We start from the raw sequence: 22,511 nt of genomic DNA, 5'->3' as shown, positions 1-22,511 counted from the left end.
ATCTCATACTTTATTTGATTTCGCAAATTGTTATTAGATAGGCAGACATATAGTTTGAAACTATATGTCTAAAAGTTGCAAAATCATCCACCTACGAGAGAGTGGATGATTTACAAACTTATTTAATGTCAGCTTCTGCTGGCAGGTAAGAACCACCAAAGAACTGTTGAGACAATTTTTCAAGCGTTCCATCCTTATAGAGTTCTTGGATGCGTTTGTCCACAAAAGCCTTCAACTCATCTTGACCTTTGGCAAGAAGTGGGTAAACATAAGGTTGTTGGTCACTTGGGAGTTCGATGACTTTCAAATTGTCCAAACCTTGGTTTTTGATAACTGTCTCTACACCGATCTTGTCAAAAATCTTATAGTCAAATTGTCCATCGCTCAAACGAGACATGATTTGTTGGAAATCTGCCTTAGTATAATTAAGGATAGTTGGATTGTCCGCATGTTCTGTGTTGTATGCTTCCAATTGTTTAGCTGAGGTTGTTCCTTGAACGACTTCAGTGGATTTTCCACCGATATCATCAAGAGACTTGATACTAGTGTCGTCCTTCTTCACAACAAGAACGTTAGGGTTTTTAGCAGTTGGCGCTGCGTAGAGGTATTTCTCTGCACGTTCTTTGGTATAACTAAGGTTGTTAACGGCCATTTGGTAACGATCGCTATCAAGTCCTGGGAAAATCCCTGACCACTCTGTCTTTTCAAACTTGACAGTATACTTGTCTGAGTCTTTAAAGATAGCACGAACAAGCTCAATCTCGTAACCTGTCAATTCACCATTTTCTTCATAGATAAATGGTTTTGGCGATCCATTAGTTGCTACAACGATTTCTTTCTTACCAGATGTTGCTTCACCAGATGCAGCATCTTTCTTCTCACCACCTGAGCAAGCTGCTAATGTACCTGCAGCAACAAGCCCTAGGGCAGCAAGTGATGAATATTTAACGATTTTTTTCATGATATTTCCTCCAAAATAAAATACAGTCTTATCTTAACAGAAAAATTAGGATTGCGCCATTATATGATTTCTATATTTGCCATAGGTTTTCTTTATGGCTGATTAAAAAACCAAGCGTAGGACTGCTATCAAGACCACTCCAAAGATAACCGTCCCCACCAGATTGCGGTAACGAAAGGCGACAAAGGCTGTCGGAAAGACTGCTAGAAAGTCTAACCATTTTATCTGTGGTAAGCTTCCGATTTTTCCTGTCACCACACTTGAAAGAATCAAGGCAAAGATAATAGAGACTGGTAGGAATTTCAAAAAGCGCTCTACGATTGCTGGCAATCCTTTGTACTTAGCAAGTATGAAAGGAATCATTCTCGGAATCCAGGTCACCAAGCCAGAGAAGATAATTGCCATTAAAATATACTTACTGACCATCCAAAATCACCCCCATAGTACAACCTAGCAAGGTCGCAAACAGTACAGCTAGTGACTGAGACACCACTGTCAACAGTACAAAGAAGGAAAGGGCAACAACTCCTAAAATGATGAAGAGGTTGCGCAAGGGAATTCTTCTTTGCATAATCTGAAACTGAGATGTAAAAATTCCAATAAACATTCCGACTAGGGCAAAGTCAAGACCGAAAATCTCAGGATTTGGCAAAAGGCCACCTAAGGCAGTTCCGACAACTGTCCCCACAAACCAAGCTAGATAGCTGTTAAGGTTGTTTCCGTGCATCCACATAGGATTGACCTTGTCCCTATGAATCAGCTCTCCCATCAAGACCCCGTATGTCTCATCCGTCAAGAGGCTAGACATTCCGATATTATGCCAGAGACTAGTATGACGGAAATAGGTCGACGCATGCAAACTCAATAAAAAGAGACGCAGATTAATCAAAAAGACCGTCATAGCAATGGCTGCCACAGGCGCTTGAACTGCTATCAAGGCTATCATAGCGAACTGGGCACTTCCAGCATAGACAAAGAGACTCATCAAGCCCATCTCAACAGGTGTTACGTAGGGCGAACCGATAATCCCACAAGCAAGGCCGATACTGACATAGCCTAAAGCGGTCGGCATCGCAGCCTGTACTCCCTCCCAAAATCCTTTTTCTTTCATAAACCTCCTCATTCTTACAAATACATCATTCTATTGTCACAAAGCGTTCAAAACAAGAACCCTAGGGCGACTAGCATCGAGATTGATCGATTCGAATATGATATTGATTATTCTCAGGATTGTCATCATCCTCATATTCTGTGGGATAGACATCAATCCAGAGCTCTCTCTTTTGCCCTTTCAGTTTAACCTTGTAGCGATAACCGTCATCATAGAGCCCTACCGTATCAGTGGTCATGGACTGGTAATCTGGAAGAGCTTCAATTTCTGCTTTCATATCTTGGGTTATCTTATAAAGCACTTCCTTCTGTTGAGCCTTGGACGCCACAGGGAAATAAACCGCAGCCCCTTGTAAACGATGTGATTTTGAAAAAGTAAAGATCACGCGACCACTATAACCTTTCCATTTAAAATTTTCATAGTCGTAGAAAAGACGCCCTGTTTTATAGAGATAGGGATCTTTTGCACGCCAAGGATTGTGATAGCCTATTTCTGTTTCTTCTACTATTTCATGAGGTTTTCCAAACACTTTTTCAAAGGATTCGAGGGGCATGTTAAATGAAATAGTTTCAAACATGACCAATTGCGTCTTTTGAAACAGCTGAAAAACCAGCAGAGACAGCAACAATACCACTAGGGCAAGTGCTACACTAATTATTTTTTTAAATCTCATATTTCTACTATACTAAAAAACTCGCGTATTTGTCCAAGATAAAAGAGTTAACGCTGAGCTAACTCTTTATTCCATAGTATCAAAAGCGAGGCTAGGTTTGGCATTTAGTTCCAAGTCTGCAAAGTTCTCTTTGTTCCACTCGCTAACGCTAGCATAGGCAATCATTCCTGCATTGTCTCCGCAAAGACGTAGAGGTGGAATGATAACCTTGACATCGGTGATTTCAGCCGCCAAACGTTCTCTAAGACCTTTATTGGCCGCCACACCACCAGCCACGACTAGGGTTTTAACAGGGTATTTCTCCAAGGCCCTCTTGGTTTTTGCCATGAGAATATCCATAACTGCTGCTTGGAAAGAGGCAGATAGGTCTTCCTTGGACAAGCTTTCTCCCTTTTGCTCGGCATTGTGGTGGAGATTGATAAAGGCAGACTTCAAACCTGAAAATGAAAACTCCAGATTGTCTTCCTTGATCATAGCACGTGGGAAGTCATACACATCCTGACCTTGATGAGCCAACTCGTCAATCTCACGACCTGCTGGATAGGTCAAGCCCATAACACGACCGACCTTATCATAGGCTTCACCAACTGCATCATCACGGGTCTCCCCAACAATCTTATAATCACCAGCTTCAGAAACATAGACCAACTCTGTGTGTCCACCACTGACTAGAAGGGCTAGCAAGGGAAACTCCAAAGGTTCGACACTTTGAGCTGCCATGAGGTGACCAGCCATGTGATTAACGGGAATTAGAGGTAGTTCATGTGCCCAAGCAAAGGCCTTAGCAGCTGACAAGCCAACTAGCAAGGCTCCGACCAATCCTGGTCCGTAGGTAACCGCAACAGCTGTCACATCCTCTTCGCTAATTTCTGCTTCTGCTAGTGCCTCCTCGATGCAGGCTGTAATGACCTCGACGTGGTGACGACTGGCTACTTCTGGCACTACGCCCCCAAAACGTTTATGACTCTCAATTTGACTAGCAATGACATTGGACAAGAGCTCGTCATCGTTTTTTAAGACGGCGACACTGGTCTCATCACAGGATGTCTCAAATGCTAAAATATATCTATCCTTCATCTATTTCTCTCTTCATGATAATGGCGTCCTCAACTGGATCATGGTAATAGGACTTTCTCTCAGCGATGACTGCCATTTTTTCTTTCTTGTAAAATGCTTGCGCTCGGTGGTTGGACTTTCTGACTTCAAGGAAAATCTCCCTGTCTGTCGGCAATGTTGCAAACAAGTCTGAGGCTATTCCCTGACCTTGATAAGCTTTCTTGACAGCGATTTGCAAGACTTCTGCTTCAAAGTTATTCTCCTGAATTGCTAGAAAACCTATCACTTCTTCCCCATCATAAGCTAGAACGTACCAAGTCTGATCTTGAGACAGGTCTGCTTGGATTTGTTCCAACGTCCAAGGACTGACGGGATAAACATCCGTCATCACTTCATAGATAGTTTGTGCTACGTCAGGTTGCTGTTGGATTCGTTTGATTTCTATCATAGGCGTTTAATGTAGGACTCGCCAGACTCGGCGTGGTTCTTGAGCCAATTTTCCTCAGCTTCGACACGTTTGAGGTAATTCGGCACAAAATCGTGCAGGGAGTCTGCTTCCTTGTCCCAGGCCCAAAGAGCTAGATTCGCTGCGTTTGGTAAGGTTTCTTGATAGTTAGCCTGTGGCAAGTGCTCTTGAATCTGCTCGACAAAGGGGGCAACTTCTCCGACAAAGGTTACCTGGTCGGCATCCTTGACTTGCTCTAGGACCTCCTCGAAAGACAGGTGAGCTTCTGGAAAGACTGACTGGGCATTTTCATAAAACCCTGCATATACATTGTTACGACGCGCATCCATCAAGGGGACAACCAAACCTTCCTGCTGGCTAGGTACCAGAGATAAAAGGCTAGACATCCCAACTAGCTCGATATTTAGGGTATGAGCCAAGGTCTTTGCAGTTGCCACCGCGATTCGCAAACCTGTGTAGCTACCCGGTCCCTCTGCTACCACGATTCGATCCAAATCTTTGGGTGTCAAATCTAGACTGGCCATCAAAAAATCAATGGCAGGCATCAGAGTGATACTGTGATTTTTCTTGATATTAATCGTGGTCTCGGCAAGAAGCTGCTTGTCCTCTAAAACTGCTAAAGACAGAGCCTTGCTGGACGTATCAAAAGCTAATACTTTCATAACACATTCCTATCTTTTTGTCTGTTTACTATTATACTACAAAAGCCGACACAAGGGAATTTTCTTTGTTTTGAAACAAAAATGTCCTGCCAAATAGACAAGACAAGCACTTAAGTATTCAAGCCAAAGTAAAATACAAACCAGACCACGTAGGTTACGAGAAGTAGGAAAAACGAATACAGAGTCACGAAGCCAATCTTCCACAGGAGTTTGGCATTTCGATTCTCTAGGAGAGTATACAAAACATTGCCACCGTATACACAAGCAACAAAAATCATAAAAGCTACCAAACGAACTCCGATAGCAAAAGAAAATAAGTTATACATAGGGCAACCTCCTTGATATGGAAACGTCTCTTATAACTTTATTATAGCACTTGCATCTTAAAGTTTCAAATGCTTATACATGGCAAAATGAAACGTATTCCAAGCTCCTTACTTTCATGTTTCCTGCTTTTACTAATTCCCCTTTTTATGTTATAATTGAGATAATTGTAACGAATCAAGGTCAATCCAGACAGAAACTGAAATAGAAATAAACAGCTTCAAGCTGGTAATTTTTTGAATACAGCTGACCTGAAAACAGAAAGGAAACAAATGATTTACAAAGTTTTTTATCAAGAAACAAAAGACCGTAGCCCACGTCGTGAAACAACACGCTCACTCTACTTAGATATCGATGCTAGCTCAGAACTTGAGGGACGCATCATTGCTCGCCAACTTGTGGAAGAAAATCGTCCAGAATTCAACGTTGAATATATCGAGCTCTTGTCTGACAAATTGCTAGACTACGAAAAAGAAACTGGCGCATTCGAAATTACGGAGTTCTAATATGGCCTATACTCTTAAACCAGAAGAAGTGGGCGTTTTTGCCATTGGTGGTCTAGGAGAAATCGGTAAAAATACATACGGAATCGAATACCAAGACGAAATCATCATTGTTGATGCAGGGATTAAATTCCCCGAGGATGACTTGCTTGGTATCGACTACGTTATCCCTGATTACTCTTATATTGTCGAAAACATCGACCGCGTCAAGGCTCTCTTGATTACACACGGACACGAGGACCATATTGGTGGGATTCCTTTCTTGCTCAAGCAAGCAAATATACCTATCTATGCAGGTCCACTAGCTCTCGCTTTAATCCGTGGAAAACTCGAAGAACATGGCCTTTTGCGCAATGCTACACTTCACGAAATCAACCACAACACTGAGTTGACCTTTAAAAATCTTAAAGCAACTTTCTTTAGAACTACTCACTCTATCCCAGAGCCTTTGGGAATTGTTATCCATACACCTCAAGGAAAAATCGTCTGTACCGGTGACTTTAAGTTTGACTTTACACCAGTTGGTGAACCTGCAGACTTGCACCGTATGGCAGCCCTAGGTGAAGACGGAGTGCTTTGCTTACTCTCTGACTCGACAAATGCTGAAGTGCCAACCTTTACAAACTCTGAAAAGGTCGTTGGTCAGTCTATTATGAAGATTATTCAAGGTATAGAGGGACGTATCATCTTTGCATCCTTTGCCTCAAATATCTTCCGTCTCCAACAAGCGACTGATGCCGCAGTCAAAACAGGGCGTAAGATTGCTGTCTTTGGACGTTCTATGGAAAAGGCTATTGTTAACGGAATCGAGCTTGGCTACATCAAGGCGCCAAAGGGAACCTTCATCGAACCAAATGAAATCAAAGATTACCCTGCGGGTGAGATTCTTATCCTCTGTACGGGTAGCCAGGGTGAACCTATGGCGGCTCTCTCTCGTATCGCTAACGGAACCCATCGTCAAGTGCAACTCCAACCTGGCGATACGGTTATCTTCTCATCTAGTCCAATCCCAGGAAACACCACTAGCGTTAACAAGCTGATTAACATCATTTCTGAAGCTGGTGTTGAAGTTATCCATGGTAAGATTAACAACATCCATACATCTGGACACGGTGGTCAGCAAGAGCAAAAACTCATGCTCCGCCTCATCAAACCAAAATACTTCATGCCTGTTCACGGTGAATATCGCATGCAAAAAGTCCATGCTGGACTTGCCGTAGATACTGGAGTTGAAAAAGACAATATCTTTATCATGAGCAATGGTGATGTCCTTGCCCTTACTGCAAACTCTGCTCGTATCGCTGGTCATTTCAATGCTCAAGATATCTACGTCGATGGAAATCGAATCGGTGAAATCGGAGCAGCAGTCCTAAAAGACCGTCGAGACCTATCCGAAGATGGTGTCGTACTTGCCGTCGCAACGGTAGACTTTGAGTCTCAGATGATTATTTCTGGACCAGATATCCTTAGTCGTGGTTTCGTCTACATGCGCGAATCTGGCGACTTGATCCGTCAAAGTCAACGCATCCTTTTCAATGCTATTCGTATCGCTTTGAAAAACAAGGATGCCAGCGTCCAATCTGTCAATGGTGCTATCGTAAACGCCATTCGACCATTCCTTTACGAAAACACTGAACGTGAACCAATCATCATTCCGATGATTCTCACACCAGATGAAGAATAATAAAAAATTCTCTGAAATCCTATGACTTCAGAGAATTTTTTATTATTTAACGACAATTTCGTAACGAGTTTTGCTAGTGAAAGTTTCACCTGCTTTTAGAATGACTTGATCTTTCAGGTCACTGTGAATAGCATCTGGTAAAGCCTGTGCTTCAAGAGCAATTCCATTGTGCTGCATCATTGGCTGACCCGCAATAATGACACTATCATCGGCAAAGTTTGCGGTGTAAACTACAAAGCAAGGTGCTTCTGTCTTGAAGAGAAGGAAGCGACCTGAATTTTGGTCATAGAGGAAACCAGCATTGTCATGTCCTGCAGGCAGAGCAAATGGGTGGTCCAAACCAGATACGAGTTGGATTTGCTCATCTTCTTCTGCAAAGATATCTTTCAACAAGGCGCCATTGTAGATATGTTTGACCACATCACGATTAGCATCTGGAGCTTTAGCTGGGACACCGTCAGGAGCGATTGGATAAATACCTTCTGTATTCAGTTGGAAAACATGGCGGTCAACCGTCTGAGTGAAATCGCCAGACAAGTTAAAGTAGCTATGGTTGGTCGGATTGACCAAGGTATCCTGGTCCGTCGTCACCTTGTAGCTAACTTCGTAGGCCCCATTTTCTTCTAATTTGTAGCTAATCCAAATCTTAAGATTACCTGGGAAGCCTCCTGTACCGTCTGTTCTTTCTGTGTAAAGAGTCAAACCATGGTCGCTCACCTCGACTAGCTCAAACAAACTAGAATCCCAACCTGTTGAGCCACTGTGGTTACAGTTGCTTGCGTTATTGACTTCGAGTTCATAGGTTTCCCCATTCAATTCGAATGTCGCACCTGCGATACGACCTGCAACTGGACCTACACTCGCTCCATGTTTAGGACTGTTACCTACATAGCTGTCAAAATCATCAAAACCTAGGATAACATTGGCAAAATTACCAGCCTTATCAGGAGTTACATAGCGTAGAATCGTTGCACCATAGGTCATGATTTCTAGTTGGTAGCCTGCTTCTGTTTCAAAGCGATAAGCGACAACATCCTTGTCATCAACTTTCCCAAATACACGTTCTGTGTATGTTTTCATCCTTTTCTCCTTATTATTTGAATTCGTGAATAATAACACCTTGAACGACGCGGTTTACTGTACCTGTAGGTGATGGTGTATCAGGTCTGTTGCCAACCTTAAGCGAAGTCAAGAGAGCAAATAGTTGACCATAAACAATATAAGGGAATACACGGTAAACGTCATTCAAGACACTGCCACAGCCAAGTGCTACTTCCTTAACGTTTTCAAGACCAAAAGCTTGATCACTCAAGAGAACAACGCGACGAGCGATTTGGTCCCCTGCAACTTCACGAACCAAGTCTAAGTCATACTTACGAGTATAGTTCGTTGTAGTACCAAAAACTAAAACTACAGTATCTTCATTGATAAGAGATTTTGGACCGTGACGGAAGCCGACTGGACTTTCATACATTGTCGCAACCCGACCAGCAGTCAATTCCAAAATTTTCAGTTGTGCCTCATGAGCAAGTCCGAAGAATGGACCTGCACCTAAGTAAATCACTCGGTTAAAGTCTAGGTCAACCAACTCTTTCACATCTGCCACATTGTCAAGAACTTTACGAGCAAGACTAGAAAGCACTTCAAAACGTTCAGCTTTAACAGCAAATTCAGTTGGATCGAAGACCAAAAGTGCTGTCAACATCATTGAAGTAAAGCTTGATGTCATAGCAAATCCAGCATCGTTAGAAGCTGCCGGTTGCAAGAGCAAGAGGTTGCGATCATCACCGTGAGCTTGAAGTGCTAATTTCCCTTCAGCCGCACAAGTGATCGTTACTTGATAAAGATCGTCAACTAAAGCCTTAGCCAAGTCAACTGTTGCCACACTCTCAGGTGAGTTCCCGCTACGTGCAAATGATACCAAAACAGTTGCCACATCTTTTTTCAAATAGGTTTGTGGGGTGGCAACGATATCTGTTGTCGCAATAGCATTGAAATTCCATTTACGTTCGTCATAGACTTCCTTGAAGTATGGAACCAAGGTATCACCTACATAAGCTGAAGTTCCAGCACCAGTCAGGATAACCTTGATATAGTCATGTTTATCTGCAATTCCTTGCAAAAAGGCTGCAATTTCATCACGGCGTGCTTGGTATGATTCAAAAGCTTCCTTCCAAACATCTGGTTGTTGGTAAATTTCGCGTGTGGTGATCTCTGCTCCCAACTCAAGCAAATCTTCTTTTGTATAATCTAGCATTGAAAACCTCTAATCTAATATTGTTTCATGATTGAAAACATGGGAATGGGAGTCGCTCCCATTCCCATGTATATTTTCTATAAGATGATTTAACGTTTTAACGCAATCACATCTTATACTCAATGAAAATCAAAGAGCAAACTAGGAAGCTAGCCGAAGGCTGTACTCAAGTACGGCAAGGCGAAGCTGACGTGGTTTGAATTTGATTTTTGAAGAGTATTATTCATCTTCATCGTCGTCGAAGCTCGCCAATAAATCATTAACTTTCACAATGCTTTCTGAAGCACGACTCTTATAGTCCGCATCCATTCCAGTTAGGCTTGCATTGATAAACTCAATGACCATTGGAAGGTTCATTCCTGCATAAAGTTCAATGTCACGACCTTCCATAATCAAACGGCTCACCACGTTACATGGAGTTCCGCCAAGAAGATCCGCAAAGACTAGGAAATCATCCAATCCTTCAACAGCAGCTTCAAATTTAGCAGTAAATTCTTCTGGTCCATCTTCTGGAAGAAGAGCAACCGCATGAATGTTGTCTTGTGGTCCCATAATCATCTCTGTGCTACCTTTAAGTTCTTCACAGAAACGACCGTGGCTCACTAGAATTAATGATTTAGTCATAAATTATGCGCCCATTCCAAGTGCAAATTTACCAAGAGCAGAAAGAGCCAAGGCAAGCACGATAATGATACCGATAGCTTTTGTAGAGTTCATACCTTTCTTACCAAGCAACCAGAAGATGAAGGCAGTGAAGATTGCTGGAAGCAAACGTGGGAAGATTGAGTTCAAGATATCTTGGAAGTCAATCATCTTTTCACCGATTGGCAATTTGTATGAAATATCAAAGTTGATCATTGTTGCTACAAGAGCACCCATCATGAATACACCAAGTACAGATGCAGCTTCAATCAAAGCTGTCAAAGTACTTTGCATGTTGTTGATAAGGTTAACTCCTTCTTTGTATGCAAATTCCAACTGTTTCCAACGGAAGATGTCATAGGCTACTGCAACTGCGATCCAAAGGAAGATACCCCAAGGTTGACCAGCGATAGCCATTGTTGCAGCGATAGATCCCATGATAGCAGGAACAAGTGAACCAAAGATAGTATCTCCAAGAGGAGCGAATGGTCCCATCAAACCTGTCTTGATACCGTTAACCGCATCTTTTGAGCCAACGCCATCTTTTTCTTCCATAGCAAGGTCAAAACCAGCGATAATTGTGTGGAAGAATGGTGAAGTGTTGAAGAATTGAGTATGAACTTTCATCATTTCTTTCAACTCAGGAGTTCCATCTCCATACATTTTACGCAATTGTGGCAAGATCATGTAAAGGTAACCTGATGCTTGCATACGTTCGTAGTTCCATCCCAATTGGAAAGTGAACAAGCTACGTTTGTTAATTTGATTAAAATCTTCTTTTGTTAATTTGTAATTAGAATTCGTCATCTTCAATTTCCCCACTTTCTGATGGTGTAGAAGGTGCTGCTACAGCAACTTTTTGGCTGTTCTTGAAGTGAACAACTGCAAGGAAGATACCCACGATAGAGATACCGATCATAGACAATCCTTTGAAGTTGTTAGCAAAGCCAATTTTTTCAGCAACGTCAGCAGGAAGAGTGCCAATGAGACCAGCAACTGCTCCACCAAGACCTGTTACGTATGAGTAAAGTACAGTCAACATAGCTGTCAAACCGAATCCCATAGCAAGGTAGTGAAGGTTACGTTTAACTGGAAGGTAACGAAGCAAGATAGCGAATCCAAGACCTGGAAGCATACGACCTGCAAGAGTCAAACCGTCTGCAACCCATTGGTATTCTTTAACAAGGTTTACAACACCTTGTACGAATTCTCCACCGAAAGCTAGGGCGAAGAATACTGGAAGGGCACGAGAAAGAGCCCAAGGAACTGCACCAAGAAGATAGTTACGTTCGATTCCTTTGTAGTCAAAGCGTTCGATCGCAGCATCAATACGGTGAGCGAAGAATGTTGTAGTCATACGACCAAGTACGTCGAAGTAAGTCAAAAGTGCCGCTACTGGTACAGCGATTGTAGTGATCGCAAGATCTGTTTCGATTCCTTGTGAAACTGAGAAAGCTGTCGCAAGAACCGCACCAGAAGTTGCGTCGATACGAGAAGCACCACCAAAGGTACCTACCCCAAGTACGAATAACTGCAAGCTACCACCGATAAACAAACCAGTTGTCAAATCTCCCATGACTAAACCAGTAATGAAACCAGCGAATACAGGGGAACCTGCAGAAGAAACGATCGTCAACTCATCACAGATTTGATAAGCTGAGTACAAAGTGAGAAGTAAAATTTGCCACCATTGTATCATAACAATGACCTCCTAAAAATTTTTTCCTATTTTAATAAGCTCAAAAAGTCTGAAACTGGATCATTTGGAACCATTTGAGCAGTAAGTTTAACACCTTTTTCCGCCAATTTGTGGAAATCTTCTACGTCTTTATCAACAACGTTAATAGAACGTGTGATTGCACGTGTTTCTGGTGTTTGAGACATGTTGCCGACATTGACAGTTTCAAGTGGCACACCTGCTTCTACCAAACCGAGGAAACGGTCAGGTTTGCGTGCTACAATCAAAAGACGTTGGCTATCGTATTTACCAGCAAGGATATTCGCTGCTGCTTTATCAACTGGCAAAATACTAAGTTTTACACCTGGTGGTGTTGCAAGTTTCAAGCCGCTTTTTTCAACGTCATTGTTCACAACATCATTGTCAACGACCATGATACGTGAAACATTAAGTTTAGCAGACCAAAGGTTTGCGACTTGTCCGTGAATTAAGCGCCCATCGATACGGCATCCTACAATTGTCATAAGTTTTCCCCCTTTATAAGTTTTAGTGTAGGTTTACAAGTTAAATGTATGTGTTCCTTATACTCCCCTTCTGTTTCAAAGATAATGATGCGGTTGGCACCTTCTTTGAGATAGCTATGTGGAATATAAAGAGATAAGGTTGGACCGACATTCCAGAAGCGACCTAGATGATGTCCATTGATATAAGCAATCCCTTTACCAAACTCAGATAAGTCTAAGTAGGTATCCTTTGGCGCCTCAACTTCAAAGTCATAAGCGTAAAAGGCAGGTTGTCCTTCTGTCCATCCCTTAGAGAAATCAATATTCTCTGGGTTATCAAGAGGAAGTGGATATTGCTTCCAGTTGAGCAAGAAATGCAAATCTTTACAAATACCTGTGCGAATTCCTTTTCGCTGTGTATCTGCTAAGAATTTGTGTCCATAGTTGACACGCCCCATATTTTCAATAAGTATATCAATATTGGATAGCGTTTTCTTTTTACCTTGATAAAAGATATCTTCACCGATTTCTGTTTGGTACTGTGTCGCCACCCATTTACCATCGATAAAGAGCTGAGCTCTATCTCGTCCGTCAATAATTCGAATGCGTTCTTCATCCGCATCCCAACTTGCTTCCGTACGATAGAGTAGGTAGCCGTAACCTTGTCCTAACTCTTCCATTTTCTTAGGGTAGAGACTTTCAATCGGACTGGATAGGCTATCCAAGGTTTCAAACAAGGAAACTTTTTCAACTAGCGGAATCGCGTCAACTTCCATACTTGCCTTGTGAAGTGGCTCAGATTGCGGATACTCAGGATAGTAAGTCGCCATCATGTCTTTGACTGCAAAATATTTAGCAGTTGGGTTTCCAGCTTCATCAAGAAGAGCGTCATAATCATAAGATGTTACTTGTGGTAAATCAATGGTTCCTCGAGCTGAACAACCATTCATAAAACCAAAGTTGGTCCCACCGTGGAACATGTAAAGATTAATAGAACCTTGCTCTAAAACCTCGTGGACAGCTTCTGCTAATTCCTCAGGTTCACGCTTGATGATTGGTTCTTTCCATCGATTGAACCAGCCATCCCAGAATTCCATACACATGAGTGGCCATTTCTTGCCGTGCTCATCAAAGAATTCTTGCATCTGTGAGAAATTATAAGTAGCCTTGGAACCAAAGTTCCCTGTCACAAAGAGATCATCCTCAATTAAGGTTCCAGCCTTAAGAGTTGCTCGCCATGGTCCATCTGATGTGAAAAGCGGACAAGTAACTGCTCGTCCTTCCATCAAACGTCGAATTTCCCTCAAGTAGGTCTTGTCCTCGCCATAGGATCCGTACTCATTTTCGACTTGCATCATGAGAATGTTCCCACCGTTTTCCAATAATCTCGGAACTAGACGTGGAAGCAACTGATCATAGTAGCGACCAACCATATCAATGAAAGCTGGGTCAGATGACCGAATTCTCATATCCTTGGTCAAGAGCCATGCTGGTAAACCACCGAATTCCCATTCTGCACAGATAAATGGAGAAGGACGTACAATTGCATATAAGCCCAAATCTTGTGCAGTTTGAAGAAATCTCTCTAAATCAAGATTACCTTCAAAGTTAAATTTTCCTTCAGCAGGTTCATGCATGTTCCAGGCGACATAAGTCTCAACTGTATTGAAACCTAAAGCCTTGAGGTTATACAATGAATGATGCCAATCTTCCACAGGAATTCTAAAATAGTGAATGGCACCAGACAAAACCTTGAATGGTTTTCCATTCAGATAGAAATCATCTTTAATTTCAAATCTTGCCATTCTTCCTCCTCTGAAAACGAAAAAGATTGCGCTTTCATTTGTTGTTATATCAACTATAAACTAATCGGGGATTAATGTCAATACTTTTTGAAATTTTCTTTAAAAATTTTCTGTCTTTTACTAAATTTTTTCTAAAAAATATCAAAATGCCATAAAATCAACGTTCTAAATAGAAAGCAAAAATAGGAATTAAAACTCAAATTATTTATATGTATCCTAATTTCTTATTCCGATATTTTAAATTTTTTCATCGCTTTTCTACTCTTTTTTTCGATTTTATGTTAAAATCATAGGTGGAGAAGGAAAAAATGAGGTGAAATTATGGCAATTCCAAAGTATCAATATATTAAAGATGAATTGAAAAACAAGATTATTTCTGGTCAATTTGCTAGTGGAGATAAATTCTACACTGAAGCAGAATTGATTTCCATGTATGATGTTAGCTCAATCACAGTGGTTCGTGCCTTGAATGATCTTGCTAAAGACGGATACATTGTTCGTCAACAAGGTAAAGGAACTTTCGTAGCTCGTGCCCGCAAGCATAAACTCGTTGAATTTTCTGATGTAGAAATCTTCGAGACCAAAGACGATAAGGTAACTGTTCTTTCTATCGAACGCGGGAACGATCTTAAATATCTAGAAAAGCTCGGCCTACGTGGCGATCAATTCTACTACAAGATTGAACGTGTTCGTGAAACAAATGGCATCACCTATATCTATCACAGTTCATACATTCCTGAACAGTACATCAATGCCAACTATCCAAATCTTGAATACTATAGTTCTATCTATACTCGTTTCAAATTGGACTACCACATTCACATGAATGATGAGCATTTTGAAGAAATTAATGAAATTGTATTTCCAACTCCAGAACATGCCGCTTCTGTATTAGGAATCGACACTCATTTCCCAACTGTTTTCCAAACTAAGACAACTAAGCTTGAAGCAACTGGTCAAGTTTTGGAATATATCGAGACATATAAACGATCTGATTTCTACAAAATCAAATTCATTTCTTGTGATCGTGACCACTAATCTTTAAAAATCCTGAGGCGACTGTCTCAGGTTTTTTATATACCCATTATAGCATCAGCTCACTTTCCTGAGAATAGCATTTCAAGCAATTCTATAATTAGTAACCTTTTTACTAAAAAATAGTCAAAATTAGAAAAATATATCTTAATTTATAAATTATTCTATTTTTTATAGTAATTCCCTCAAAAACTTGACTTTATTTTAGTAAGAACATACAATAGGATCAATGTATGAAAACGTTATCAAAGAATTCAAAAGGGAGGTTTTTAATGAAACCAGAAAATAAACAGCGCTTCTCTATTCGTAAATATGCAATTTGGGCCGCTTCTGTATTGATTGGCTTTGCCTTTCAGGCTCAAGCTATTGCTGCTGACGGAGTTGTGCCTGCTACAACAGAGAATCAACCTGCTGTCCAAACCACTGGAGAAGTCACTCCACCAACGAGTGAAGAAAAACTCGAGACTACTCCTTCAACAGAAAATGTAGCTCAAGCGTCTCCAGTCGCTCCAGTAACAAATACTGAAGCTCCAACAAAATCAGAAGTAACTGGAGAAGCTAAGAAGTCAGAACCAGAAGAGGTAGAAAATAAAAAAGTTGCTACAGTTGAGGCTCCTTCAGCCAAAGAATATAAACTTCCTGAAACAGGAAGCCAAGGTTCAGAATGGTTGATGGCTACAGGTTTGATGGCTGCACTTACAGCTTATGGACTTAGCAAGAAAAAAGATTAAGCACAAATAAAAAGCGAGATTGAATCTCGCTTTTTATTTTATGATTAGTCACCCAAACCGATGCGTTCGAAGATCTCATCCACTCGTTTGGTGTAGTAAGTTGGGTTGAAGATTTCGTCGATTTCTTCTTGAGTCAAACGTGATGTTACTTCTGGATCTGCTTCAAGAAGTGGTTTGAAGTCTACTTGGTTGTCCCAAGAGTAGGCTGTTTTTGGTTGTACCAAGTCATAGGCTTGCTCACGGGTCATACCTTTCTCAATCAAGGTCAACATGGCACGTTGGCTAAAGATAAGACCAAAAGTTGAGTTCATGTTGCGGATCATGTTTTCTGGGAAGACCGTCAAGTTTTTGACGATATTTCCAAAACGGTTGAGCATGTAGTCAATCAAGATGGTCGTATCTGGTGTGATGATACGCTCAGCTGATGAGTGAGAGATGTCACGTTCGTGCCAGAGAGCAACATTCTCATAAGCTGTCACCATGTGACCGCGGATAACACGCGCAAGACCTGTCATGTTTTCAGAACCGATAGGGTTGCGTTTGTGAGGCATTGCTGAAGACCCTTTTTGCCCTTTAGCAAAGAACTCTTCTACTTCGCGTTGTTCTGATTTTTGCAAACCACGAATTTCAGTCGCCATACGCTCGATAGAAGTTGCGATGCTAGCAAGAACTGCAAAGTACTCAGCATGAAGGTCACGAGGAAGCACCTGTGTTGAGATTTCTTGAGCACGGATACCAAGCTTGTCGCAGACGTATTTTTCAACGAATGGTGAGATATTGGCAAAGTTACCAACCGCACCAGAGATCTTACCTGCCTCTACACCAGCAGCCGCATGCTCGAAACGCTCAATGTTCCGCTTCATTTCGCTGTACCAAGTAGCCAATTTCAGACCAAAAGTTGTCGGCTCAGCGTGCACACCGTGGGTACGACCCATCATAATGGTGAACTTGTGCTCCTTAGCCTTATCAGCGATGATGTTGGTGAAGTTTTCAAGGTCCTTGCGGATGATGTCATTGGCTTGTTTGTAGAGGTAACCATAGGCCGTATCTACCACGTCAGTAGATGTCAAACCGTAGTGAACCCACTTGCGCTCTTCACCAAGAGTCTCAGAAACCGCACGTGTGAAAGCCACCACATCGTGGCGAGTCTCCTGCTCAATCTCCAAAATACGGTCGATGTCAAAGTCCGCCTTCTCGCGAATCAAAGCCACATCTTCCTTAGGGATTTCCCCCAACTCAGCCCATGCCTCGTCAGCCAAGATTTCTACCTCAAGCCAAGCACGGTATTTATTTTCTTCAGTCCAAATGTTCGCCATTTCGGGGCGAGAGTAACGTTCGATCATGTTTTTATTTTCCTTTCTTTTGATGTTTTACATCAGTTAGCAATCGACTGTCGCTTTATTCAAATTCCTCTTTCCCAATCCACACCGATGGATAATGATCCAGTGTATTCAAATCCGTATCTAACGGTAGATCATAGATGGCTAAATAGTTTTCAGGATATTGAGCAGTCAGCTCTTCATACTTAGCTTTCACTTTTTCGTGATTGCTACTAGCATACAAGACTTCGACGACTGCTCCCGTCTTTTCTTTTTCAACAAATGCGTTGACAATGAGTTGAATCATAGGCATGTCCTAAAAATCAATCCCTTTCCCAAATTCTTCAACCTCATCTGGCACATCACTAAACAAAGTCACATGTCCCATTTTGCGGTTGTGCTTCGCTTCTATTTTACCATATAGGTGGAGGTGGGCGCTTGGATTTTCTGTCACATATGTTTCAGCTGCTTCGACGTGTTGGCCGAGGACGTTGAGCATGACTGCTGGAGCATGGAGGTGGATTGTTGGAAGTGGCGCTCCGAGAACGCCCAAGATATGTGTGTCAAATTGTGAAAAATCACAGGCTTCGATTGAGTAGTGTCCAGAGTTATGTGGGCGTGGCGCGATTTCGTTGACAATAATGTCATCAGCTGTCGCAAACATTTCCACACAAAGAGTTCCAGACAAGTTCAGCTGTTCAGCGATTCGCACTGCCATGGCTTTGGCTTTTTCAGCCAGACTTTCTGAAATGCGAGCTGGCACGATGGTCTTAGACAGGATATTGTTACGGTGGATATTTTCCTGAACCGGGAAAACTGTCACGTCCTTGCCATTTCCTGACACAATGACAGAAATTTCAAGGTCGAAATTGACGAATTCTTCTAAAACGCAATCTGCTGAATCTGCTAGCGCATAAGCTTCTTCTAAATCTTCCGCTGAACGAATGACCTTTTGTCCATGGCCATCGTAGCCACCAGTCGCAGTCTTGAGGACATAGTTTTTAGAAAGGTCGATATCTGCCAAATCCTGGTTTGAAGTCACAACCTTGTAGGGTGCCACGGTGACTTGAGCCTTATTTAAGAGAAAGTCCTTTTCAAAGATGCGATTTTGGGAAATGCGGAGCAAATCTGTCCCTTGAGGGAGTTGACCATCCTTGATGACAGCATCCAAACCATCGGCATCGACATTCTCAAACTCATAGGTCAGGACATCGCAACGCTCCGCCAACTGACGGAGGGCGTCCACATCATTATAAGGCGCCACGATGATTTCCGCCACACGAGAGGCTGGGCAATCCGCCGCAGGATCCAGCGCGATAACCTTGTGTCCCATGTAGATAGCAGAAATGGCCATCATCTGACCCAGCTGACCACCACCGATAATTCCGATTGTTTTAGATGAGCTCATTCGTCGACTCCTCTGCGATTTTTCCTTGTTCTTCTGCGAAATCTGCCAATGCTGTTGCAATAGCCTGATCCTCTACTGAAAGGAGACGGAGGGCAAAGAGGGCCGCATTGGTCGCACCTGCTTCACCAATAGCCATTGTCGCAACAGGCACACCACCCGGCATCTGAACAATCGAGTAAAGAGAATCCACGCCACTAAGCGCTCGTGATTTGACTGGTACACCGATGACAGGGAGGGTTGTTTTGGCAGCTACCATACCTGGCAAATGGGCTGCGCCACCCGCACCTGCGATGATAACCTTGATGCCACGGCTACGGGCTTCCTCCGCATGTCTAAACATGAGGTCTGGTGTACGGTGAGCGGAAACAACTTTCTTTTCGTAGACTACACCGAAGCGGTCTAGGACTTCAGCGGTTTTTTGCATGGTTGCCCAGTCGGATTTTGAGCCCATGATGATGGAAATTACTGGTTTCATTTTTAATCCTTTTTCTTCCTTTTTTGACAATCACCTTAGGTTGTGAGGGACGGCAGCAGCCACCAAAGGTGTCTCATGCCTAAATCGGAAGCCCAAGGTCTTCCGATTTCCCTGAACGATTGGCTTATAATCCAATCGTTCTTTCACAACGGCGGTGATTGCTCTATATCAGCTCGCTAATGCTCGCAAATTAAACGACCATTATCGGGTTTGGCGACTGCGTCGCTTTTTCTTATATCTTTATCTAATTGCCTTGCTTCCGATATCTGTTCGGTAAAAGAGGCCTTCTGTATTTTGTTTGTTGAGTTGGTTGTAGATAATGTTTTGGCCGTCTTTGACAGTATCTGCTGTGGTGACTAACATATAGACACGTCCACCGTTTGAGAGGAGGTCTTCCCCATTTTCAGCAAATTTAGCTCCGGCATAGTAAGTGATGATGTCGCCTTCTGTCTTGGTAGGAAGCTTGACACCTTTCTCATAAGCGAGTGGGTATCCGTTTGAGGCTACAACAACGCCTAGTGTCACACCCTTGTCCATCCAAGTGATGGCTGGCTCTTTGCCTTCCAAAATGTCAGTAATGTTATTCGCGAAGTCAGATGTCAAACGAGGTAAGATAATTTGCGTTTCTGGATCTCCGAAACGAGCGTTAAACTCGATGACTTTGGGCCCATCAGCTGTCAAGATAAGACCTGCGTAAAGGACACCAAGATAGGGGCGCCCTTCTTTAATCATCCCTTCGAGGACTGGCTTGACAATGGTGTCAACCGCTGTAGCAACCACGCTCTCTGGCAAGTGTGGAACTGGCGCATAGGCACCCATACCACCCGTGTTAGGCCCCTTGTCGCCATCATAGGCACGTTTGTGGTCCTGAGCTGTTGGCATGATGTAGAACTTGTCACCATTTACAAAGGCAAAAAGTGAAAATTCCTCTCCTGCAAGAAACTCCTCGATAACCACACGCGCACCTGAGTCCCCGAATTTATTGTCCAAAAGCATCTCGTGAGCGGCTTCTACTGCTTGCTCGACTGTCTCAGCAACGACGACACCTTTCCCAAGGGCCAAACCGTCTGCCTTGACTACGATTGGAGCGCCTTTTTCTTCGATATAGGCCTTGGCTTCCTCGAAATCTGAGAAGGTCCCATAGGCTGCTGTCGGAACATCGTATTTGACCATGATTTCCTTAGCAAAATCCTTGGACCACTCCAACTCCGCTGCCAATCTTGTCGGACCAAAGGCTTTGAGGCCAGCTGCATTGAACTCATCCACAATCCCAGCCGCAAGGGCGTCATCTGGACCAATGAAGGACCAAGCAATATCGTTGGCTTTTGCAAACTCAATCAATTTAGAATGTTCGGAAATAGAGATATTTACCAATTCCAGATCATCCAGAGTCATCCCGTCGTTCCCAGGAGCTACAAAGACTTTTTCAACATCTTTTGACTCAAGCAACTTCTTAGCAATGGCATGTTCACGACCACCCGAGCCGACAACTAACAGCTTCATCTTTCAACCTCTTTTGCGAATTATTTACTAATATTATACCATAAACGTTCGTTTTAATCTTGTTTCGTTTCGCTTTTAAAGCAAAAAAAAGGAAAGAAACTGTTTTCTTCCCTTTTATTTTCTTAATGTCTAAAATGTCTCACGCCTGTGAAGACCATAGTCAAGCCGTATTTATCAGCAGCTTCGATAGACTCTTGGTCACGGACAGAGCCCCCTGGCTGGATGATGGCCTTGATACCTGCTTTAGCGATTTCTTCCACGTTATCCGCAAATGGGAAGAAGGCATCTGAAGCAAGAACAGCACCATCAAGGCGGTCTTTAGCTTGGTCAATGGCGATACGAACAGAGGCCACACGATTAGTTTGACCTGGGCCAACACCAAGTGTCATGTGATCATTAGTCACGATGATTCCATTTGATTTGACATACTTGATAGCTTTCCAAGCAAACTCAAGGGCTGTTGCTTCTGTCTCAGTTGGTTGGCGTTTGGTTACAACTTGCCAGTCAGCTGGGCTTTCTTTGATCACGTCTTGGTTTTGAACGAGGAGTCCACCGACAACACCTGTGTATTCTGCTTCCACTTCACTAGCATCTTGGGCATCAAATGGCAAGGCAAGAATGCGCAAGTTTTTCTTTTTGTTAGTCAAAATAGCTAGCGCTTCATCCGTATAGCTTGGTGCAATGATGATTTCGAGGAAAACGCCGTGCATCTTCTCAGCTGTCGCAGCATCTACCTCACGGTTGAGAACGACGATTCCACCAAAGATAGACACTGGGTCAGACTCATAAGCGTAGTCCCAAGCAGTCTCGATGTCATCAGCTTGACCGATTCCACATGGGTTCATGTGTTTGAGAGCTACAACCGTTGGACGTTCTTTGAAATCGCGGATAATACGGATAGCAGCATCAGCGTCACGGATATTGTTAAAGGACAATTCCTTACCATTGAGCTGTTTCGCTGATGCAATGGAGTAATCCGTTGGCAAGGCTTTTTGGTAGAAGTCTGCGTCTTGTTGAGGGTTTTCACCGTAACGCATTGGTTGCTTGAGGTCATAGGTCAAAGTGAGTTTTTCAGGTTTTGCTTCACCCACTTGAGCTGTGAAGTATTCTGCAATCAAAGCATCGTAAGCTGCTGTGTGACGGAAAACCTTAGCTGCCAAACGTTGACGAGTTTCGTAAGTGGTTTCGCCTTTCGCTGCCAATTCATCAAGCACAACAGCATAGTCAGCAGGGTCTACAACAACTGTTACGCTAGCGTGGTTCTTCGCTGCTGAACGAAGCATTGATGGACCACCGATATCGATGTTTTCAACCGCGTCAGCGTAAGTCACGTCTGGTTTAAGAATGGTTTCCTTGAATGGGTAAAGGTTGACCACCACAAGGTCAATGAGCTCAATCTTGTTGTCTTTAGCCGCTTCCAAGTGACTATCGAGGTCACGACGAGCGAGGAGACCACCGTGAATATTTGGATGGAGAGTCTTGACACGGCCGTCCATCATTTCTGGGAAACCAGTCACATCGTCAATGGCAATGGTATCAACACCGGCATTATCAAGGGCAACTTTGGTACCACCTGTTGAGATGATATCCCAACCAAGTTTTTTAAGTTCTTGGGCAAATTCAACAATGCCCGCTTTGTCTGAGACTGAAATAAGCGCTCGTTTAGTCATGTTCTTTCTTTTCCTTTTTAAAAAAGTTCTTTCTTTGCTACAGTG

Annotated in this window: 26 protein-coding genes; 4 read left to right on the top strand and 22 right to left on the bottom strand. The window is 42.8% G+C overall.

What is annotated here, in order from left to right:
* Positions 1-118: 118 nt before the first annotated feature.
* The 8 genes from LG369_RS00255 to LG369_RS00220 form a co-directional block, all read right to left on the bottom strand.
* A complete protein-coding gene (locus LG369_RS00255; protein ID WP_070676983.1) occupies positions 119-961 on the bottom strand; it encodes an amino acid ABC transporter substrate-binding protein in 843 nt (280 codons plus the stop codon).
* A 102-nt stretch (positions 962-1,063) separates the two neighbouring features.
* On the bottom strand, positions 1,064-1,387 hold the full coding sequence (locus LG369_RS00250; protein WP_070676982.1) for an AzlD domain-containing protein: 324 nt from the start codon (positions 1,385-1,387) through the stop codon (positions 1,064-1,066).
* Positions 1,377-2,072, bottom strand: a complete 696-nt coding sequence (locus LG369_RS00245) for an AzlC family ABC transporter permease (RefSeq protein WP_148131961.1) — start codon at positions 2,070-2,072, stop codon at positions 1,377-1,379. Before LG369_RS00245 ends, LG369_RS00250 begins: the two co-directional genes overlap by 11 nt.
* Positions 2,073-2,142: 70 nt before the next feature.
* Positions 2,143-2,745, bottom strand: a complete 603-nt coding sequence (locus LG369_RS00240) for a hypothetical protein (protein ID WP_070676981.1) — start codon at positions 2,743-2,745, stop codon at positions 2,143-2,145.
* 66 nt (positions 2,746-2,811) lie between these two features.
* Positions 2,812-3,822: a tRNA (adenosine(37)-N6)-threonylcarbamoyltransferase complex transferase subunit TsaD gene (gene tsaD / locus LG369_RS00235; RefSeq protein WP_070676980.1), complete on the bottom strand. Its 1,011-nt coding sequence runs from the start codon at positions 3,820-3,822 to the stop codon at positions 2,812-2,814.
* Positions 3,812-4,249 (bottom strand): ribosomal protein S18-alanine N-acetyltransferase, encoded by a 438-nt coding sequence (gene rimI, locus LG369_RS00230; RefSeq protein ID WP_070676979.1) that lies wholly within the window; start codon positions 4,247-4,249, stop codon positions 3,812-3,814. Before rimI ends, tsaD begins: the two co-directional genes overlap by 11 nt.
* Positions 4,246-4,929 carry a tRNA (adenosine(37)-N6)-threonylcarbamoyltransferase complex dimerization subunit type 1 TsaB gene (gene tsaB / locus LG369_RS00225; RefSeq protein WP_070676978.1) on the bottom strand — a complete coding sequence of 228 codons (684 nt, stop codon included), beginning with the start codon at positions 4,927-4,929 and terminating at the stop codon, positions 4,246-4,248. Before tsaB ends, rimI begins: the two co-directional genes overlap by 4 nt.
* Before the next feature lie 110 nt (positions 4,930-5,039).
* A complete protein-coding gene (locus LG369_RS00220) occupies positions 5,040-5,255 on the bottom strand; it encodes a hypothetical protein (RefSeq protein ID WP_070676977.1) in 216 nt (71 codons plus the stop codon).
* A 270-nt stretch (positions 5,256-5,525) separates the two neighbouring features.
* On the opposite strand from LG369_RS00220, the gene LG369_RS00215 reads away from it, so the two are divergent.
* Together LG369_RS00215 and rnjA are read left to right on the top strand one after the other, a co-directional pair.
* Entirely contained in the window at positions 5,526-5,759 is a 234-nt protein-coding gene (locus tag LG369_RS00215) for a DNA-dependent RNA polymerase subunit epsilon (protein WP_070676976.1), read from the top strand.
* Between the two features lies 1 nt (position 5,760).
* Positions 5,761-7,440 (top strand): ribonuclease J1, encoded by a 1,680-nt coding sequence (rnjA, locus tag LG369_RS00210; RefSeq protein ID WP_004250408.1) that lies wholly within the window; start codon positions 5,761-5,763, stop codon positions 7,438-7,440.
* A 42-nt stretch (positions 7,441-7,482) separates the two neighbouring features.
* Here rnjA and LG369_RS00205 read toward each other — a convergent pair whose 3' ends face one another.
* The 7 genes from LG369_RS00205 to LG369_RS00175 form a co-directional block, all read right to left on the bottom strand.
* Positions 7,483-8,520 carry an aldose epimerase family protein gene (locus LG369_RS00205; protein ID WP_225749916.1) on the bottom strand — a complete coding sequence of 346 codons (1,038 nt, stop codon included), beginning with the start codon at positions 8,518-8,520 and terminating at the stop codon, positions 7,483-7,485.
* A 13-nt stretch (positions 8,521-8,533) separates the two neighbouring features.
* Positions 8,534-9,697: an SIS domain-containing protein gene (locus LG369_RS00200; protein WP_070676974.1), complete on the bottom strand. Its 1,164-nt coding sequence runs from the start codon at positions 9,695-9,697 to the stop codon at positions 8,534-8,536.
* A gap of 219 nt (positions 9,698-9,916) precedes the next feature.
* A complete protein-coding gene (locus LG369_RS00195) occupies positions 9,917-10,321 on the bottom strand; it encodes a PTS sugar transporter subunit IIA (protein WP_000167445.1) in 405 nt (134 codons plus the stop codon).
* Positions 10,322-10,324: 3 nt separating this feature from the next.
* A complete protein-coding gene (locus LG369_RS00190; RefSeq protein WP_074324929.1) occupies positions 10,325-11,146 on the bottom strand; it encodes a PTS system mannose/fructose/sorbose family transporter subunit IID in 822 nt (273 codons plus the stop codon).
* Positions 11,133-12,038, bottom strand: coding sequence for a PTS mannose/fructose/sorbose/N-acetylgalactosamine transporter subunit IIC (locus LG369_RS00185; protein ID WP_006149155.1), 906 nt, complete (start codon positions 12,036-12,038; stop codon positions 11,133-11,135). The genes LG369_RS00190 and LG369_RS00185 overlap by 14 nt, the downstream gene beginning before the upstream one ends.
* 26 nt (positions 12,039-12,064) lie before the next feature.
* Positions 12,065-12,541, bottom strand: coding sequence for a PTS sugar transporter subunit IIB (locus LG369_RS00180; RefSeq protein ID WP_004250394.1), 477 nt, complete (start codon positions 12,539-12,541; stop codon positions 12,065-12,067).
* Positions 12,538-14,325: a glycoside hydrolase family 35 protein gene (locus LG369_RS00175; protein ID WP_004250393.1), complete on the bottom strand. Its 1,788-nt coding sequence runs from the start codon at positions 14,323-14,325 to the stop codon at positions 12,538-12,540. Before LG369_RS00175 ends, LG369_RS00180 begins: the two co-directional genes overlap by 4 nt.
* A gap of 321 nt (positions 14,326-14,646) precedes the next feature.
* On the opposite strand from LG369_RS00175, the gene LG369_RS00170 reads away from it, so the two are divergent.
* The gene (locus tag LG369_RS00170) at positions 14,647-15,363 is read left to right on the top strand and encodes a GntR family transcriptional regulator (protein ID WP_004250391.1); all 717 of its coding nucleotides are present in this window, start codon (positions 14,647-14,649) and stop codon (positions 15,361-15,363) included.
* Between the two features lie 269 nt (positions 15,364-15,632).
* A complete protein-coding gene (locus LG369_RS00165; RefSeq protein ID WP_225749915.1) occupies positions 15,633-16,091 on the top strand; it encodes a YSIRK-type signal peptide-containing protein in 459 nt (152 codons plus the stop codon).
* Between the two features lie 44 nt (positions 16,092-16,135).
* Here the strand turns inward: LG369_RS00165 and purB are convergent, their stop codons facing one another.
* From purB to purH, 7 genes are all read right to left on the bottom strand, one after another.
* Positions 16,136-17,434 (bottom strand): adenylosuccinate lyase, encoded by a 1,299-nt coding sequence (gene purB, locus LG369_RS00160; protein WP_225749914.1) that lies wholly within the window; start codon positions 17,432-17,434, stop codon positions 16,136-16,138.
* A 55-nt stretch (positions 17,435-17,489) separates the two neighbouring features.
* Positions 17,490-17,717 (bottom strand): hypothetical protein, encoded by a 228-nt coding sequence (locus LG369_RS00155; protein WP_004250386.1) that lies wholly within the window; start codon positions 17,715-17,717, stop codon positions 17,490-17,492.
* A 9-nt stretch (positions 17,718-17,726) separates the two neighbouring features.
* Positions 17,727-18,818, bottom strand: coding sequence for a 5-(carboxyamino)imidazole ribonucleotide synthase (purK, locus tag LG369_RS00150; RefSeq protein ID WP_070676971.1), 1,092 nt, complete (start codon positions 18,816-18,818; stop codon positions 17,727-17,729).
* Positions 18,805-19,293, bottom strand: coding sequence for a 5-(carboxyamino)imidazole ribonucleotide mutase (gene purE, locus LG369_RS00145; protein WP_000805610.1), 489 nt, complete (start codon positions 19,291-19,293; stop codon positions 18,805-18,807). Before purE ends, purK begins: the two co-directional genes overlap by 14 nt.
* Before the next feature lie 30 nt (positions 19,294-19,323).
* Complete coding sequence (locus LG369_RS00140; RefSeq protein WP_080980075.1) at positions 19,324-19,440, bottom strand: phosphoribosylaminoimidazole carboxylase; 117 nt, start codon at positions 19,438-19,440, stop codon at positions 19,324-19,326.
* Positions 19,441-19,533: 93 nt separating this feature from the next.
* On the bottom strand, positions 19,534-20,796 hold the full coding sequence (gene purD, locus LG369_RS00135; RefSeq protein WP_070676970.1) for a phosphoribosylamine--glycine ligase: 1,263 nt from the start codon (positions 20,794-20,796) through the stop codon (positions 19,534-19,536).
* 122 nt (positions 20,797-20,918) lie between these two features.
* Positions 20,919-22,466 carry a bifunctional phosphoribosylaminoimidazolecarboxamide formyltransferase/IMP cyclohydrolase gene (purH, locus tag LG369_RS00130; protein ID WP_225749912.1) on the bottom strand — a complete coding sequence of 516 codons (1,548 nt, stop codon included), beginning with the start codon at positions 22,464-22,466 and terminating at the stop codon, positions 20,919-20,921.
* Positions 22,467-22,511: the final 45 nt, after the last annotated feature.

Source organism: Streptococcus sp. Marseille-Q4154 (assembly GCF_916700545.1).
Lineage (GTDB): Bacteria > Bacillota > Bacilli > Lactobacillales > Streptococcaceae > Streptococcus > Streptococcus infantis_I.
The sequence above is the reverse complement of the archived record's forward strand: the minus strand, read 5'-3'. Positions and strand labels throughout refer to the sequence as shown.